We start from the raw sequence: 15,736 nt of genomic DNA, 5'->3' as shown, positions 1-15,736 counted from the left end.
TCCTACATTAATAAAATATTTCAAAGAGTCTATGGACGAAGTGAAAAATTTCGAATTTCAAAAATAAATCTAAGCAGATAGGCCCGCCCCCCTATATACGGGCACAGTGTAAAATATTGCAAATTAAATACATTCACTCAAAAGCACAATATGAGCGTACTACCCAAAGATGGCTTCTTGTCTACAATCTTAGATGAGTGGAGCGCAGAGACAAAAAAGTCGGCCCAAAAATGGTTTTCGCTCATAAACGAACTCAACATCGCAGCCGTTGCGGTGCTTCCTAGCCTTGAGCTACAGAGGTCCGCACAAAAAGAAATTGTCGCAGCCGCACTATACGCACGAGCACTACAAACCTTTGAAGCATCCGTTCTTCTCACCGGCAGAGGGATGTTAGCAGATTCGGAAACTCTCGCCCGTAGCGTCGCCGAAACCGCATTTTTCTTGGGCGGACTTGCTGTTATAAACAATTTTTTAGTAAGAATGGCAGGGGCGAACAATTCCCATTTTTTCAAATTGGGATATGCGAGTGTCGAGTTGCTGAAGCGTGAAAATAAGTCGTTAAATCCTGACGCTGCAGAACTAAAACAGTTCCTTGATGAGGCGAAACTGCAGGGGTATCGAGAGAATAATATCAACCTTAACCAGCTTGCAAAAGAAGTCGGCATGGAGGCACTCTACGATACGGTTTATCGACAGCTTTCAGGTAACGCAGCTCATCCATCAGTAGCCTCGTCGGAGCGACACATCATGCGGGGTATAGGCGGAAATGTTGAGAATCTAATATTCAAACCACAAAGAAATGGTGTAGAGAAAGCCTTATCCGTTGCGCTATTCGCATTTTTAAGCGCGTTGGAAGCTATCGGTGTCATTTTCAAACGAGCAGATATCCAAACAACAGTCGAACTTTACAATATCCGTCATCAAGCGTTAAGTAACGAACTTTCCAGTAGAGCGGGGCAGTAATGGGCGCCAGCGGACACGAGCAGGGACACCAGGGTCAGGTCTGCCATTCGCATACAAACCGAGGCGTTGGACGTCGTAGGCGCAAACTCAGCAAAAAAAAAACATAAGCGCACACCCTCGAGGCGCGGGGCTGCAGCAGCATATGGAGGATTCGACACGGGCCAGACCAAAAGGCCCAACTCCTCGAATCTCACGAACAGCCTAACCCGTCGCTAGTTTTCAAGTCTCCAAAATTTTCCATTTATATCAATAACTTAGGGAAAATCCCATTCCGCCCGCTACTTTTCTCTAGCGGCTTGTCCGCCCCAGCGGGCGCCGACCGACACTGGCGATGCGGAAACGATTTGCTTGAAGCAATGACTCTACGATACAGTGATGATGCAACAGCATATTTTTCCTATGAGTGATGTGCGGTAGTTTACAAAAGTTATGCTCAAAGTTGCGTCGTTCGGTCTCCGGCGTGCGAAAGAGAAAGGCTTTTATCGGATGGTCTTTTTCTTCCGTGCACCGGGCGGGTATGTAGGCATGACTTGGTTGATAAGCTAAGTCAAAGCCCGATTGCACTTGCAAGTGTGCAACCCTATCCGACACTTTAAACTAGTTATTGCACCTCAGCCGGTTTCACAGCGAGAACCTTACATGCTCAGGCTGTACGAATGGCGGACCTGCTCTCCCTGCAGCGCATAAACTAACACTGAAGACCTGGTATGTTCGTTATCACGAAAAACAAAATTAAAATAGATAACCAATAATTTAAAAATTAATTTCCAGATAAAACATAATCTAGAAATTTAGCATGGAATGAGTTATAGTTCAACTAAAAAATTTTGGCGAATGGCCATTTTAGGTATTAAATTTTTTAATCAATGTGCAGCACGAAAAAATTTAATGCGATATTTTAAATAAAATAACTTGGAGTTTAAGGATTGGCACATACAACATTTATCGGCGGAAAAAAAATTTTACTTGAAGCAAGTTGGCTAGTCCTTGAGAATGAAGATGTTACTGTAACATTCAAGGATAGTGATGGTGATGATGTCACCGTGAAAATTGAGATTAAGTCCACTTCAGAAAATAATGATTCAGAAGACATTAAAAAACCGTCCATCCAGATTGAGGAAGTTGATGATATTCCGGTAATCCGATTTAAGAATTGGAATGGGGGCTTTGGCAAAAGCACAGGGAAGCCTATTGCTTTTGCCAGTACCTCAGATGGGAAAATTGAATTATCATTTCTTGCCAGCATTGCCAAACTTAGCAAGTTATACAGAATTGAATTTCAAGTAATGTCGGAAGAGAAAAAATGACCTCTACTGAAAACATAAAAACCAAATCAAGAACAATAGATGTAGATAACATTCATAGTAATATAACTCCAGAAATCCTCGAAATTACCATAGATAAATTAAAAATTGTTCTTCTGGAAAATGAAAAAAAATTATCTGGATCTAACGCATGGCACACTCCCCTTGCACTATCGATTACAATTATTCTCGTACTTTGCACCACTGAATTTAAAGATTTTGCTGGGATAAAGGGGGAGATTTGGTGTGCAATTTTTATTATTTCAACAATTTTAAATTCAATTTGGCTAATAAAGTGCTTATATAATATTAAACATAGAATGACCATAGAAGAACTTATTGATTGCATGAAAAAGCGGGCATAATAATTTCAACCTATAAATTGAATCTTTATTGTTTGATGCCCGCCTTCAACGTGGCAGCAGGGGCTAGGCGAGAAATTCTTTCTTTCCGTTAATCTTTTGTCTGATTTTCCGACTTGCCCCTCGCTCGCATACTGCCTGTTCGAGCTCATTTTTTCACGCGCGGCAGAAGCGGATCGACTAAAGCCACGAGGCGTTCTACTGGATACTGCTGGAAAAAATCTTCTTCGGTCACAAGGGAACCATCGAGCCAGCCTTGATACTGGTCCGGGTCGAGCATCATTACCATCCGTTTTTCATCATCCGGCTTGTGGAAGCGTTGCATAAGCGGGTGGCCATCGGCATTTATCGTCAGCATCGAGAACGACAACAACAAGTCTTGAGGCCGGAATTCCCATATCCCGGCGATGGCGGCCGGCATTCCATCGGCGCGCTCGATGCGCCAGCGGATCGGCTTCCCTGTTTCGTAGCAGGGTTCAAAGAAGTTATCGGCAGGGATAATACAGAACTGTTTACGCTTCCAGGCATTGCGGAAGGATGGCTTCTGCGCCACGGTTTCGGTACGGGCGTTGTAGGTCTGGCGCGCAAGCTTCATATCGGCCCAATGCGGAACCATCCCGAAACATGCCGGCGCGACTTCCATTTCACCAGGCACTTCATGCGAAGCGCGAATGATCGGCGCCATGCGGGCTGAGGGTCTGGTCTGCCATTCGGACACGGACTGATGCGCGGGGCGCTGTAGAAGCTGGCTCAGTTGAAGACCTAATTAGAACCACAAACGCGCGCCCTTGGCGCGCGGGGCTGCCGCGCAGCGGCAGCAGGTGGAGGATTCGGGGCGGGCTGGGCCGGTAGGCCTAGCCCTTCGAATCTCACACGCAGTTTAACCCGTCGCCAGTTTTCAATTCTTCAAAATACTTCATACAGTTCAAATGCTTACGCGTAATTTTGTTCCGCACGCAATGTTTTTCCACCACCTTGCAACGCACTGTTTTCACCGCCCCACACGGACGATGCGGAAACGTTTTTTTGTGCAAGTGTGGTCTGTACAGCCAGCGCTTAGTGGTCCGCGAAAGGAGGTAGTAAGTCTTGATCGACCAAACGGATTTCGATGGCGTTGGCTATCTTGACGTGCTCAGGGTTCTCGTCCGAGAACGGCACGTCGGTGACACTGACAATGATGGTGCCGATTTGTTTATCGTTATCCTTCTCGTCCGTGATCATCACAGGCACAAGCGCGCGGGCCTCTGGCACTTGCTGGACCGCCAGCACGCGCGGAAGGTAGAGCATCCAGCCTACGCCAGGCCGATCCTGGAATACCTGCTTCTCAAAATACTGATAGCGTGCGACATTGATGATGCTAGGTTGAAGACTACCGGCAATCATTGAGAGAAGCTCTATCACGCCATCAAGCCCCCCAAGACGTTGAATACCTTCGCCTTGATAATTAATCTCAAGGCTCCAGGCAGGCCAGTCCCCATCGTGAAACTGAAAAGTAATAGTCGCTCCATCGCCTTGCTTAAGTTCTCCATTCCATGCAGCAAAATAACGAATATTGTCGCCTTTAAACTCTGTTTCGAGTACCGCCTCGGCTGCAGGGGTGAGTTCTCCCAGAGCGTCGAAAGCTGGGTATCGAAGCGACTCCTCTTCGGTGTCCCCCATCAGGAACCACTGTTTTCCCAGGGGATCAGTTTTTTGCAGAAATCGGACGATAGGCCCAATCTGTTCGACATTGGACCGGAAGGCTAACGATGTGCCGGGTGTCAGTTTTTTGAATGCGGCTTTTATTATGGTCATAATATTATGGAATGTGAAGGACGGATATTCCCAAACTGAGTAACTTTGGCTTCATATATCTGCAAGCCATCGCGGTTTGGAAGTAATACGTTAATGCGGCCGGTTTGTTTCTGCCTACGATTATTGATTGGGCCAGGGCCTGTTTCCCCATGTCAACGAAAATTTTTTCTTGAAAGGGGTATAGAAACTCACCTTCTCTATTAAAAAACTGATCGTATTCTGCTTTTGCCTCTTGCAACAAGCACATGCCAGATTTAAAGCCGTCGAAGTCTTTTCCTTCAAATAACCATTCCATGCCTGTAGGAAATCCCGTTATTCTGGCCTGATACTCCATCGAGTTTTGCGACATGTGGTGATTGACAGGCATAAGAGCACCACGGTCCGGCGGGCACTCTTTGCACTTTTCTTTTTCTTTCGTTGTGGCCTCCGTGCGCGCAATCGCGCCTGATTTAGCCTTATCGGCCTCTTCCTGGCGTTTGCGTGCCTGCTCAAGCGCCGCTTCGCCCGCAGCGCCGGCGGCGAGGCCGACACCGAGTGCAGCCAGTACACGCACTGCAACGGCCTCAACGACAGGAATGACGACAGGAATGAAAATTGCTGGCATCAGTTCATTCCCTGTAATTTGTTACGCATGATTGCATCGATTTCATCTAGGCGCTGCTCCGGAGTCGCGCCGCGTTTACATAGATAGCCATTGACCAACGGATCATCATGAATGCGTACGGCATCAGCAGACAGGTACATCAATCGCATAATGTGCGGCGTACTGGTGAAACCCACACGGGCAGCATAGTCATGCGCATTCTGCATACGTGCCAGAACGGCCTCCCGGCCGGGCTGTACAAGCATGTCAGGCCGGTTAGCAAGGAACCCATCGCATACCATTGAGACGAACTGGCGGGCTTCGCCTTGCTGCAGGGCCTGCCACTGTTCCTCAGTGAGCGTCAGCATGTTGCCTCCCGACCCAAACACGCTGCCCGTTGTGCAGCAGGTGCCACTCGTAAATATGGCTGAAAAATTCCTCCCGCTGCCCGGCATCGAGCGTCTGAGCAAGGTTGGCCAAGACGCGTGGGTCCCAAAAACGCAGCAAGGCGCTACGGCCATCCGGCAGGCGCACCTCCAGCCTCAGTTGCAACAGTTGCGCGAGTCCATCCAAGTCTTGTGGCGAGATCAGCCAAGACAGAGAAGGAGTATCGCGCTCAAGCGCAGTCAGCTCTTCGACAAAAGACTCCGCCACGCTGGCCACATCGACCAGCCAAGGCCCGGCATGCCTGAGCGCAGCGTCCGGGGTGCCTCTGAATAGGGGAAAAAGTCCGGTGCCGGCCAGTAGCCGCTTGTTGCGTTGGGTTTGGTACTGAGCACCATCCACCAAGGCGTATAAGTGTAGCTCGGGCATCGCGTCGCGTCGCTGTTCCCACCGAATTCTGACGTCAAGCATCGTCATTCGCGGATCACCACGGGACTGCCAACGTGGGCAGCCTTGAGCAGGCAATCAAGACAGATGCCCGACGATGTGACGGCCGCGATCTGAGGCGTGGCCTCCAGAGCTGCGATCTTGTCTTCGGCTGCCGGGTCGCCCATTGACGATTCGTCCGACCAGCTCGTGGTTATTTGGCCGGAAATCAGTTTCGCACCGCAAGCGGTCATATCCATGTGACGCGCATAGCCGTTGCCGCTGCCATCCACCAGGTCGCTCGGACCGGACTTGATGGCGAAAGCCCCCTTACACTTGGGACACACTGTCATGTCACCCACGCGCGCGACATACTTGCCGTTGATATCGACGGTGAGATCGGCGCTGATGACTGTGCCGCCGTGACTGGTCTTGTCGCCCAAGACGATGAGGGGTCTGTTCAAATGATGCTCCTGTATGGGATGCCGCCACGCGATAAGTTGCATTTATAGCATACTTTTTAAATATGCCTGATAAGCACGATTCAAAACTCATAGAACTGGCTCGCGAATCGAAGCTCAATGATTCAGCGCGTTAAAGCCGATATCTACTCGAACGCCGCACCGCACGAAAAACTGCTCAAAGTGCGTCAAAATGCGTCAAATCGCACTCCCCCTCTTCGCCCCGACACGCCAGTCCTCATGCGCCTTCGGCCATGGCGCACATTTGAGTCAAAAGAGCCCTAACTAGCGGGCAGGTGTGGAGGGGGGACAACTGCGCGCGCCGGGCCGAAATGGGCTTTTTTCTTGCTTCTGGTGCAACATCAATCGTCGGGACGTGAAAAAGCCGCCTCATGGGCGGCTTGTGGGGCGGCTGGGGGCGCTGGCACGGCCCCGCCCTACCGGCTATCGCGGCGTGGCGCTCATCCTGCGCGGCCGGCGCGGGCCTTGGCCGCCTGCTCCTTGTCGTAGTCGTCGCGGCAGTCCACGCCACAGAACAGCAGCGCGGGCACCAGCGGCTCGTCGCAGTAGTGGCAGCAGCCGTGCGTCACCAGGGAGGGCCGGCCGCATACAGCGGCCAGGACGCGCGCCACTTCGGCAAAGATGATCTTGTCGATGTGGTCGCTCATGCTGCGCCCTCCTTGCCCAGGCCCAGGCCATACGGGGCGAAGCGCACCACTTCCACGCCAGCCCACTCGTTGATCGCTTCGAACTGCGCCTGCAGCGGCACCAGTTCATTGCGCGCGAAGACGCGCGCGGCCGGTTCCACGGCGCCGAAGCCGCCGGCATTGTTCGGCAGGATGCCCATGAGCTGCTGCGGCGCACGGTGCGCGGTGCGCGGCCAGTTGGTCGTCGAGGCAAGAGGGTCAGGTCGGCTATTCGAACACGGACTGATGCATTGGGTGCTGGGGAAGCTGGCTCAGTTGAAGACCTAATTAGAACCACAAACGCGCGCCCTCGGCGCGCGGAGCTGCCGCGCAGCGGCAGCAGGTGGAGGATTCGGGGCGGGCTGGGCCGGTAGGCCCAGCCCTTCGAATCTCACACGCAGGGCGCGCAGGCGCCCTGCTCGTTTCCGTCAGGCAATAAAAAACCGCCCGAAGGCGGTTTCTTTATTTCCTGGCGGAAGCGGTGAGATTCGAACTCACGAACAGTTTAACCCGTCGCCAGTTTTCAAGACTGGTGCCTTCAACCACTCGGCCACGCTTCCAGATGGCAGCATTATACATAAAGGTCCGTGGCTTACCAATGGCGAGTAGTCGGTGGCGCACATTTAAGCCCCAAAGCAGCCTCTGGGGTCAGTGACCTGCGCCAACACGCCAACGGAAAGCCTACACGCCCCAGTTTTCCCGCAGCGCCTTCTCGAACTCTCCCGCCGGCAATGGCCGCGAGAACAGGTAGCCCTGCACTTCGTCGCAGCCAGAACTCTTCAGGAAGGCAAGCTGTTCCGTCGTTTCCACGCCTTCCGCGATCACCTTGTGGTGCAGCTGCTGGGCGATGCTGATGATGGTGCTGGCGATGGCGCAGTCGCTGGCGTCGGTGGGGATGCCGGTGGTAAAAGACCGGTCGATCTTCAGGGTGTCGATGGGGAAACGTTTCAAATAGGACAAGCTTGAATAGCCTGTGCCGAAGTCGTCCAGCGACAGGGCCACGCCCAGGGCCGTGATGCGGTCCATGATGCCGATGACCCTCTCGATGTTGTGCATCAGGGTGCTTTCCGTGATTTCCAGCTCCAGCCAGGCCGCTTCCAGGCCGTAGCGGGCTAGGGTCGCCGCCACCCTGGCGGGCAAGGCCGCCGTGAATTCGCGGGCGGAGACGTTCACAGCCAGACGGATCGGCGGCAGGCCGGCCAGTTTCCACGCTTGCGCCTGGGCGCAGGCCGCTTCCAGCACCCATTCGCCCACTTGCACGACCAGGCCCGTCGATTCGGCCAGGGGGATGAATTCGGCCGGCGGGATCATGCCGTGCTGCGGGTGGTGCCAGCGCACCAGGGCTTCGGCGCCGATGATGCGGCCGCTGCCCAGCGCGTATTTCGGCTGGTAGTGCAGCAACAGTTGCTGCTCGGACAAGGCCTGGCGCAAGCCTGTTTCCAGGCGCATGCGCGCCTGCATGCCCAGGTTCATGTCCTGGCTGTAGAAAGCCACGCTTTCCCCTTCGCCGCCGCTGTCCTGCTTGGCGCGGTACATGGCGATATCGGCCAGGCGCAGCAGGGTTTCCGCATCCTGCCCGTCCTGCGGATACACGCTGATGCCGATGCTGGCGCCCACGCGCAGGTCGTGGCCTTCGATCAGGAACGGTTCCACCAGGGAAGCGAGCAGCTTTTGCGCCACCATGCTGGCCTCGAAATGCTGGCCGATGTCGAACAGGCCGACGGCGAACTCGTCGCCGCCCAGGCGCGCCACCAGGTCCTGGTCGCGCAAGGCATGGCGGAAACGCAGCGAGACTTGCCGCAGCAGTTCGTCGCCGATGCGCCGGCCCAGGGTGTCGTTGATCAGTTTAAAACGGTTCAGGTCGATGAACAGCACGCAGCCGAGCATCTTGCTGCGCTGCGCCACGGAGAGGGCCTGGTCGACCAGCTTGGCCAGCAAGGTGCGGTTAGGCAGGCTGGTCAGCGGGTCGTAATACGCCAGGTGGTGCAAGCGCTCTTCGGCCAGCTTGCGCTCCGTGATATCCGTCAGGTAGGCGATGAGTCCGATGGGCTTGTCGTCCAGGTCTTGCAGCGGCGACAAGGACAGGCTGGCCCAGAAGATCTCGCCTGACTTCTTTCGGCGGCGCACCTCCATCAGGCGTCCTCCCTGCTCCAGGAAGGCGTCATGGAAACCCGTGTCTTCATCGTCGTACAGAAACAGGATGTTGCGCCCCACGGCTTCCACCGAAGTGTAGCCGAACAGGCGCTCGGCGCCCTTGTTCCAGCTGGTGATGTAGCCCGTCAAGTCCATCGTCAGCACGGATTCGTGCAACTGGTCGAGAATTTGCGTCTGCTGCGCCAGCAAGGCTTCGACTTGTGCGTATGCGTGCGTGGAACGTTGCGCCAGCGAATGCACTTGCAAGACGCCCGCCGTCAAGGATGCCAGGCTGGCCAGGTGGCGGCGGTCGGCGTCGCTGTACAGGCTTCGTCCGGCCACGCTGTAATGGCCGAAACAATGGCCATCAAAACTGATTTCCTGCAGCAAGGCGGGCGTATCGCGGGGAAACGGCGCGGGCAGCGCAGCGGCGTCCAGGCTGGCCGCGGGCAGGAACTGGCCGTGCGGGCTGGCCATCACGGCGCTGGCGATGCGGCCCAGCTCAGCGACCAGCGCGGGGCCGCGCAAACGCACGACGGCGTCGCACAGGGCGGCGCTGTCACCGAGGAAATCCGACACCGGAAACAGGGTCATGCTAGAGGTTCCGGCTGACCTGGATGGCCCATTGGTAGGCCTGCAGCAGGCTGCGCCAATAGGTTTCTCCATCGATGCCGGCGCGGCGCAAGCCCTCGGGCGGCGGCGTGGCGCTTTCGACGAGCGCCAGCAAGGTGCCCAGCTCGCCATTGCGTTCGAGCAAAGCGACGCTCACTTCCGGCGCCAGGTTCAGGGTGGCGATGATCTCTTCCATCGGCATGCCCAGCAGGACGTCGAGCAGCGAGAACACGCCCGCCATGAAGGCCAGGTCTTGCGCGTCGCGGTCGCCGCCGCGCAGCTGGCACAGCGCTTCCATCTGCGCCGCGCGCACAGCCGCCAGCGGCAGCAGCGCGTGGATCTTGCCATCGTCCTGTTGCCGCGCATACAGCAGCAGTTGCAGCCAGCGCTGCAGCTGGCGCCGGCCCAGCAAAGTGATGGCCTGGCTGAAGCTGGTGATCGGCGCCGTGAAACCGAAGGCGGCTGAATTGACCAGTTTCAACAAATGATAGCTGAGCGATGGATCTTGCTTGAGCGGCACTTCCAGCTCGTGCGCGTCGGCATCGCGGGCCAGCAAGCCCAGCAGCGCCAGCAAACGGCGCCGCGACGTGGCGTCTTCCGGCTCGCTTTGCTGGCGCGCATGGTGCAGGGCGTAATCGCCGGCAAACCAGCTGACGCCGAGTTCTTGCAAGGCGGCAAACTGCCCCGCGTCGGCGATGTTGTAGGCCAGGTGCGGCCCCGCCAGGGGCAGCAACTGGTGCAGGGCCGGACGGGCGCCGGACGCGTCAAAGCTCAGCGCGCGCGCGTCGACTTGCGCCGCCGTCACGGGACCGGCTTCGGCGCCATCGAGAATGAGGCGATAGCCGGCATCGCGCCATTGCTGGCATTTTTTCTGGATGTGCTTGTCGCCGGCAAGATGGGCCGGCAAACGGAAAATGGTGCGTTGCGGCGCCAGTTGCGCCAGCACGGCCTCGTCCACGTCATGCGGGTCGGCCAGGGGAATGATGCAGTCGAGCGGCGCCAGGAAGGCATACGCATCGGCGGCGGCCAGCGCTGCCAGCAGCGGCGCCGTCGAGGCCTGCGGTACATGCAAGGTGACAGCGACCCACTCGTTATGAGCATTGGCAACTGCTTGTAATCCCACCAACGGAAACAGGTTTGATTCAGACGCTGACATCGGTATCTCAGTGTGGGTAGGGCGCCATAGTAAATAAACTGACCAGCATTGGCAACCCTGGCCCGACAGGGATGCCATTTCGACAGCGAGAATCATTCTATCCGAATCTCACCCACGAAACAGTTTAATTTTGGCAATAAATATTCAAAAAAAACATTCCACCGGGAGACCCGCCTGTCATGCGGGTTTGACAAAACCACGGCACCGCGCACGCCTGCTCAGGCGCTGCCGCCATGCGCGTGCTCGACCGCATATTTGATCAATTCGGCCTGCCCTTCGATACCGAGCTTGCGCTTGATGTTCAGCCGGTGCGTCTCCACCGTGCGCACGCTCAGGTCGAGGTCGCGGGCGATCTGCTTGTTCGACTGGCCCGCCGCGATATGCTGCAGCACTTGCTGCTCGCGCGTGGTGAGGAAGGAATCATGCACTTGCGGACGCGACAGCTGCCGCGCCAGCGCGGCGCTGTAATAAATGCCGCCGGACATCACCGTCTCGATGGCGAAGACGATATCTTTCCCAGGGGCATCTTTGAGCACATAGCCGCGCGCGCCGGCGGCGATCGCTTGCGACACGTATTCGAGCTTGTCGTGCATGGACAGGATCAGCACGGCAATCTGCGGAAACGCCTGCTTGAACAGCGCCGTCGCCTCGATGCCATTCGTGCCGCGCATATTGATATCCATCAACACGAGGTCCACCTGGTGTGCGCGCGCCTGGCTCAACGCCTCGTCGGCGCCGCCCGCCTCGGCCACCACGTCGAAATGCGCCACCGCTTCCAGGCGCGCGCGCAAGCCGTCGCGCACGAGGGGGTGGTCGTCCACCAGCAGGATGTTGATCTTCTCGGTCATGGTTGCGTATCTATTTAGTGTGTGGATGGAAGGCCGAGCCGCGCCAGCACCAGGGTGCCGGCCGGGGACGAGGTGATGTGCAGGCTGCCGCCGATGGCTTCCATGCGCTCCGTCATGTTGCGCAGGCCGATGCCGCGCTGCGGATGCAGGGCGATGCCGTCGAAATCGAAGCCGCCGCCATTATCCTGGATGCGCAATTCCACCGCCTTGCCCGCCTCGTGCAGGCTCACTTCCACGCCGCTGGCATGCGCATGGCGCTCGCAATTGGTCAGCGCTTCCTGGGCGATGCGGAACAGCACGGTATTGACCATGTCGGGCAAGCCCTCGCCCGCCGCTGCCGGGCTGGCCGTGAAACTGGCTTGCGCGCTGCTGCTGTCGTTAAATTCATGCACCAGGTGGTCGAGCGCGGCGGCCAGGCCCAGGTCATCTAAAATGGCCGGGCGCAGGTTGTGCGAAATGCGCCGCACCTCGCCCAGCACCTTGTTCAGCTGCTCGGCGGCCCGCTCGAAGGTGGCGGGTGCCTTGTCTTTCTGTTCGGCATTGCCGGCCAGGCGCGCGATGCCCGCCTCGATCTGCAGTTTGATCGACACCAGCCACTGGCTGATGCCGTCATGCAAGTCACGCGACAGCCGCGCCCGCTCTTCCTCCTGCGACTCGACCACGCGCTGCGCCAGCACTTTCAGCTTGGCGTCGGCCACGCGCAATTCGCGCAAATTGAGCACCAGGCCGCAGGCGGCCACCAGCAGGGAGCCGAGGATGGCGATGGCGGCGATCAATTCCATGGTCGAACGGATATTACGCGACTGCTGGGCGTCGACCTTGGCCAGCGCCTGGTCCACGTCATCCATGTAGATGCCCGTGCCCATCATCCAGCCCCATTCCGGCATCAGGATCACATAGCCGAGCTTGGGCGCGGACTTGTTGCTCGACGGCTTGATCCAGTTGTAGCGCTCGAAACCGCCGCCGCCCTTCGCCCGCTGCATCAGGCGCTGGATGGTCAGATTGCCCTCGGCGTCGCGCAACTGCCACAGATTCTGCCCCACCAGTTCGGGCTGGCGCGGATGCATCAGCGACTTGCCCTGCAAATCATAGATGAAGAAATAGCCATCGTCGCCATAGCTGAGGGCGGACAAGATGCGCTTGGCTTCCTCTTGCGTGGCGGCATCCTTGCGCCCCGACTGGTACAGGGAAGCGATGGAATGGCTGGCCAGGGTCACGTAATGCTTGAGTTCGGCTTCCTTGCTGGCCAGGTACGCCTGCTGGATGGTGGCGCGCTGCTGCTCGGCCAGGGTGATGGCCTGGTGCCGCACGGCAAATGCGATGGCGCACAGGGCGAGGATCAGCGGCGTGAGGGCCAGGAAGATGACTTTCTGTCTGAGTTTCATGGCCTGGCGCTCCGGCGGCGTCGATGCTGGTGGGAATGCGTGATTTTACGTCGCGGCGGCGCGATCGGTCTGCGTAGTAATACTGAGCGTTACTGCGTAGTCGTGCGCTTGCGGCAATTATACGATTCCTGAATACTCGCCATAAGCTGCAGATACACCAATTCATACCAAACTGGCAACGACCAGGCTCGGCAGCACACATCATCGCACGGCACAGCGCCCGTCAATCTCTGGAGGAAGCATGAACCGCATTTTCAAACAACTGGGCTGGGCAGCGCTTGCGCTGGCAGGCGCCGGGTCCCTGGGCGTCGTCGCCCTGCAACGCGGCGAACCGATCAGCGCAATCTGGATCGTCATCGCCGCCGTCTGCGTCTACCTGATCGCCTACCGTTTCTACAGCCTGTTCATCGCCGACAAGGTGCTGGGCCTCGATGCCCGCCGCATGACGCCGGCCTTCAAGCACAACGATGGCCTCGACCACGTGCCGACGAATAAATATGTGCTGTTCGGCCACCATTTCGCGGCGATCGCCGGCGCCGGCCCCCTGGTCGGCCCCGTGCTGGCCGCACAGATGGGCTATCTGCCCGGCATGCTGTGGATCTTGGCCGGCGTCGTGTTTGCGGGCGCCGTGCAGGATTTCATCGTGCTGTTCATTTCCATGCGCCGCGACGGCCGCTCCCTGGGCGACCTGATCAAGGCTGAACTGGGCGAAATTCCCGGCATGATTGCGCTCCTGGGCTGCTTCATGATCATGGTCATCATCCTGGCCGTGCTGGCCTTGATCGTCGTCAAGGCGCTGACGGGTTCCCCATGGGGCAGCTTCACCGTGATGGCGACGATTCCCATCGCCCTGTTCATGGGCGTGTATTCGCGCTTCATCCGCGTGGGCCGCATCGGCGAGATTTCCATCATCGGCTTCGTGCTGCTGATGCTGGCCATCATCGGCGGCCAGTACGTGCAGGAACACGCGGTGCTGGGCCCGATGTTCACGTTCACGGGCACGGAATTGACGTGGATGCTGATCGGCTACGGCTTCATCGCTTCCGTGCTGCCCGTGTGGCTGCTGCTGGCGCCGCGCGACTACCTGTCGACTTTCCTGAAAATCGGCACGATTCTCGGCCTGGCCATCGGCATCATCGTCGTCGCGCCTTACCTGAAAATGCCGGCCATGACCAAGTTCATCGACGGCTCCGGCCCCGTCTGGTCGGGCAATCTGTTCCCCTTCCTGTTCATCACCATCGCCTGCGGCGCCGTCTCCGGCTTCCACGCCCTGATTTCCTCGGGCACCACGCCGAAGATGATTGAAAACGAAAGCCATGCCCGCTTCATCGGCTATGGCGCCATGCTGATGGAATCGTTCGTCGCCATCATGGCCCTGGTCGCTGCCTCGACCATCGAACCCGGCATCTATTTCGCCATGAACAGCCCGGCCGCCCTGATCGGCACCACGGCAGAGTCCGCCGCACAGGCGATCTCGCAATGGGGCTTCTATGTCACGCCGGACATGCTGACGCAGACGGCCAAGGACGTTGGCGAGCACAGCATCATCTCGCGCGCCGGCGGCGCACCGACCCTGGCCGTCGGCATGGCGCAGATCCTGTCCGGCGCCATCGGCGGCAAGGCCATGATGGCCTTCTGGTACCACTTCGCCATCCTGTTCGAAGCGCTGTTCATCCTGACGGCCGTCGATGCGGGCACGCGTGCCGGCCGCTTCATGCTGCAAGACTTGCTGGGCAGCTTCGTGCCTAGCCTGAAAAAGACGGAAAACGTCATCGCCAACCTGCTGGCCACGGGCTTGTGCGTGGCGGCCTGGGGCTACTTCCTGTACCAGGGCGTGGTCGATCCATTGGGCGGCATCAACACCCTGTGGCCGCTGTTCGGCATCGCCAACCAGATGCTGGCGGCCATCGCGCTGATCCTCGGCACCTGCGTGCTGTTCAAGATGAAACGTGGCCAATATGCATGGGTGACGATCACGCCGACCATCTGGCTGCTGCTGTGCACCCTGACGGCGGGCTGGCAAAAGATTTTCGACGCCAACCCGCGCGTCGGCTTCCTCGCGCACGCCAAGAAATACTCGGCGGCCCTGGATGAAGGCACCCTGCTGGCGCCGGCCAAGTCGGTGGCGCAGATGCAACAGATCATCTTCAACGATTACCTGGACGCCGGCCTGGCCGCCTTCTTCGTCATCGTCGTCGTCAGCGTGCTGTTCTTCGGCATCCGCACGATTCTGAAGGCGCGCGCCGACAGCCGCCCAAGCACCAAGGAAACACCGTTCCAGGCCATGCCCACGGTGCAATGATGATAGCCGATATCATCAAGGCTGGACGGTATCTGGGGCAAAGCATGCGGCTGATGTGCGGCTTGCCCGAGTACGACACCTACGTGGCGCACCGGGAAGTGACCCATCCCGGCGAGCCGATGATGACGTATGAAGAGTTTTTCCGCGAACGGCAGGAAGCGCGTTACGGCGGCGCCGGCAAGCGTGGCGGTTGCTGTTAGCGGACACCTGACCCAGCCTACTGCGCGTCGGTATAGGCTAGGCGGCTTGCGATGCTCACCGCCTCGGCGGCCCCGTACAAAGTACGGTTGCGCTTCTCGGCCACCTCTCCCTTCCGCTCGCTACGGCTGAGTCAGGT

At 57.6% G+C, this 15,736-nt stretch carries 17 protein-coding genes and 1 tRNA gene; 5 read left to right on the top strand and 13 right to left on the bottom strand.

Going from position 1 to position 15,736, the window contains the following annotated elements; translation table 11 throughout:
- Nucleotides 1–150: 150 nt before the first annotated feature.
- The 3 genes from O3299_RS00585 to O3299_RS00575 all read left to right on the top strand — a co-directional run bounded on the left by O3299_RS00585 (nt 151) and on the right by O3299_RS00575 (nt 2,632).
- The gene (locus O3299_RS00585) at nt 151–963 is read left to right on the top strand and encodes a DUF5677 domain-containing protein (RefSeq protein ID WP_305061267.1); all 813 of its coding nucleotides are present in this window, start codon (nt 151–153) and stop codon (nt 961–963) included.
- 926 nt (nt 964–1,889) lie between these two features.
- Nucleotides 1,890–2,270, top strand: a complete 381-nt coding sequence (locus O3299_RS00580) for a DUF6864 domain-containing function (RefSeq protein WP_305061266.1) — start codon at nt 1,890–1,892, stop codon at nt 2,268–2,270.
- Nucleotides 2,267–2,632: a hypothetical protein gene (locus tag O3299_RS00575; RefSeq protein ID WP_305061265.1), complete on the top strand. Its 366-nt coding sequence runs from the start codon at nt 2,267–2,269 to the stop codon at nt 2,630–2,632. Before O3299_RS00580 ends, O3299_RS00575 begins: the two co-directional genes overlap by 4 nt.
- A 145-nt stretch (nt 2,633–2,777) precedes the next feature.
- On the opposite strand, the gene O3299_RS00570 is transcribed toward O3299_RS00575, so the two are convergent.
- The 13 genes from O3299_RS00570 to O3299_RS00510 form a co-directional block, all read right to left on the bottom strand.
- A complete protein-coding gene (locus tag O3299_RS00570; protein WP_305061264.1) occupies nt 2,778–3,347 on the bottom strand; it encodes an SOS response-associated peptidase in 570 nt (189 codons plus the stop codon).
- Nucleotides 3,348–3,685: 338 nt separating this feature from the next.
- On the bottom strand, nt 3,686–4,423 hold the full coding sequence (locus tag O3299_RS00565; RefSeq protein WP_305061263.1) for an immunity 52 family protein: 738 nt from the start codon (nt 4,421–4,423) through the stop codon (nt 3,686–3,688).
- 4 nt (nt 4,424–4,427) lie between these two features.
- Nucleotides 4,428–5,027 (bottom strand): Tox-REase-5 domain-containing protein, encoded by a 600-nt coding sequence (locus O3299_RS00560; RefSeq protein ID WP_099664946.1) that lies wholly within the window; start codon nt 5,025–5,027, stop codon nt 4,428–4,430.
- A complete protein-coding gene (locus O3299_RS00555) occupies nt 5,027–5,374 on the bottom strand; it encodes a hypothetical protein (protein ID WP_099664947.1) in 348 nt (115 codons plus the stop codon). Before O3299_RS00555 ends, O3299_RS00560 begins: the two co-directional genes overlap by 1 nt.
- Nucleotides 5,358–5,867 carry a DUF4123 domain-containing protein gene (locus O3299_RS00550; RefSeq protein WP_099664948.1) on the bottom strand — a complete coding sequence of 170 codons (510 nt, stop codon included), beginning with the start codon at nt 5,865–5,867 and terminating at the stop codon, nt 5,358–5,360. The genes O3299_RS00555 and O3299_RS00550 overlap by 17 nt, the downstream gene beginning before the upstream one ends.
- Nucleotides 5,864–6,280, bottom strand: a complete 417-nt coding sequence (locus O3299_RS00545) for a PAAR domain-containing protein (protein ID WP_099668180.1) — start codon at nt 6,278–6,280, stop codon at nt 5,864–5,866. The genes O3299_RS00550 and O3299_RS00545 overlap by 4 nt, the downstream gene beginning before the upstream one ends.
- A 458-nt stretch (nt 6,281–6,738) precedes the next feature.
- Nucleotides 6,739–6,945: a hypothetical protein gene (locus O3299_RS00540; protein ID WP_305061262.1), complete on the bottom strand. Its 207-nt coding sequence runs from the start codon at nt 6,943–6,945 to the stop codon at nt 6,739–6,741.
- A complete protein-coding gene (locus O3299_RS00535; protein ID WP_369812295.1) occupies nt 6,942–7,124 on the bottom strand; it encodes a hypothetical protein in 183 nt (60 codons plus the stop codon). The genes O3299_RS00540 and O3299_RS00535 overlap by 4 nt, the downstream gene beginning before the upstream one ends.
- Before the next feature lie 309 nt (nt 7,125–7,433).
- Nucleotides 7,434–7,523: transfer RNA gene (locus O3299_RS00530), tRNA-Ser, on the bottom strand.
- Between the two features lie 121 nt (nt 7,524–7,644).
- Nucleotides 7,645–9,690 (bottom strand): bifunctional diguanylate cyclase/phosphodiesterase, encoded by a 2,046-nt coding sequence (locus O3299_RS00525; protein ID WP_305061261.1) that lies wholly within the window; start codon nt 9,688–9,690, stop codon nt 7,645–7,647.
- 1 nt (nt 9,691) lies between these two features.
- The gene (locus O3299_RS00520; protein ID WP_354669684.1) at nt 9,692–10,780 is read right to left on the bottom strand and encodes an HDOD domain-containing protein; all 1,089 of its coding nucleotides are present in this window, start codon (nt 10,778–10,780) and stop codon (nt 9,692–9,694) included.
- A gap of 302 nt (nt 10,781–11,082) precedes the next feature.
- Nucleotides 11,083–11,712, bottom strand: coding sequence for a response regulator transcription factor (locus O3299_RS00515; protein ID WP_099664952.1), 630 nt, complete (start codon nt 11,710–11,712; stop codon nt 11,083–11,085).
- 14 nt (nt 11,713–11,726) lie between these two features.
- Nucleotides 11,727–13,097, bottom strand: a complete 1,371-nt coding sequence (locus O3299_RS00510) for a cache domain-containing protein (protein ID WP_099664953.1) — start codon at nt 13,095–13,097, stop codon at nt 11,727–11,729.
- A 241-nt stretch (nt 13,098–13,338) separates the two neighbouring features.
- On the opposite strand from O3299_RS00510, the gene O3299_RS00505 reads away from it, so the two are divergent.
- Nucleotides 13,339–15,399, top strand: a complete 2,061-nt coding sequence (locus tag O3299_RS00505; protein ID WP_077401358.1) for a carbon starvation CstA family protein — start codon at nt 13,339–13,341, stop codon at nt 15,397–15,399.
- Nucleotides 15,399–15,599, top strand: a complete 201-nt coding sequence (locus O3299_RS00500; RefSeq protein WP_092718220.1) for a YbdD/YjiX family protein — start codon at nt 15,399–15,401, stop codon at nt 15,597–15,599. The genes O3299_RS00505 and O3299_RS00500 overlap by 1 nt, the downstream gene beginning before the upstream one ends.
- Nucleotides 15,600–15,736: the final 137 nt, after the last annotated feature.

The sequence above is a fragment of the Janthinobacterium sp. SUN176 genome, from assembly GCF_030587335.1.
GTDB classification, from domain to species: Bacteria; Pseudomonadota; Gammaproteobacteria; order Burkholderiales; family Burkholderiaceae_D; genus Janthinobacterium; species Janthinobacterium kumbetense.
The sequence above is the reverse complement of the archived record's forward strand: the minus strand, read 5'-3'. Positions and strand labels throughout refer to the sequence as shown.

Excerpts from the sequence above, each read along its gene's own strand:
- O3299_RS00565 (WP_305061263.1), bottom strand. The coding sequence starts at position 4,423 with ATGACCATAATAAAAGCCGCATTCAAAAAACTGACACCCGGCACATCG.
- O3299_RS00510 (WP_099664953.1), bottom strand. The coding sequence starts at position 13,097 with ATGAAACTCAGACAGAAAGTCATCTTCCTGGCCCTCACGCCGCTGATC.
- O3299_RS00540 (WP_305061262.1), bottom strand. The coding sequence starts at position 6,945 with ATGAGCGACCACATCGACAAGATCATCTTTGCCGAAGTGGCGCGCGTC.
- O3299_RS00550 (WP_099664948.1), bottom strand. The coding sequence starts at position 5,867 with ATGACGATGCTTGACGTCAGAATTCGGTGGGAACAGCGACGCGACGCG.
- O3299_RS00555 (WP_099664947.1), bottom strand. The coding sequence starts at position 5,374 with ATGCTGACGCTCACTGAGGAACAGTGGCAGGCCCTGCAGCAAGGCGAA.
- O3299_RS00585 (WP_305061267.1), top strand. The coding sequence starts at position 151 with ATGAGCGTACTACCCAAAGATGGCTTCTTGTCTACAATCTTAGATGAG.
- O3299_RS00505 (WP_077401358.1), top strand. The coding sequence starts at position 13,339 with ATGAACCGCATTTTCAAACAACTGGGCTGGGCAGCGCTTGCGCTGGCA.
- O3299_RS00515 (WP_099664952.1), bottom strand. The coding sequence starts at position 11,712 with ATGACCGAGAAGATCAACATCCTGCTGGTGGACGACCACCCCCTCGTG.
- O3299_RS00575 (WP_305061265.1), top strand. The coding sequence starts at position 2,267 with ATGACCTCTACTGAAAACATAAAAACCAAATCAAGAACAATAGATGTA.
- O3299_RS00535 (WP_369812295.1), bottom strand. The coding sequence starts at position 7,124 with ATGGGCATCCTGCCGAACAATGCCGGCGGCTTCGGCGCCGTGGAACCG.
- O3299_RS00525 (WP_305061261.1), bottom strand. The coding sequence starts at position 9,690 with ATGACCCTGTTTCCGGTGTCGGATTTCCTCGGTGACAGCGCCGCCCTG.
- O3299_RS00500 (WP_092718220.1), top strand. The coding sequence starts at position 15,399 with ATGATAGCCGATATCATCAAGGCTGGACGGTATCTGGGGCAAAGCATG.
- O3299_RS00560 (WP_099664946.1), bottom strand. The coding sequence starts at position 5,027 with ATGCCAGCAATTTTCATTCCTGTCGTCATTCCTGTCGTTGAGGCCGTT.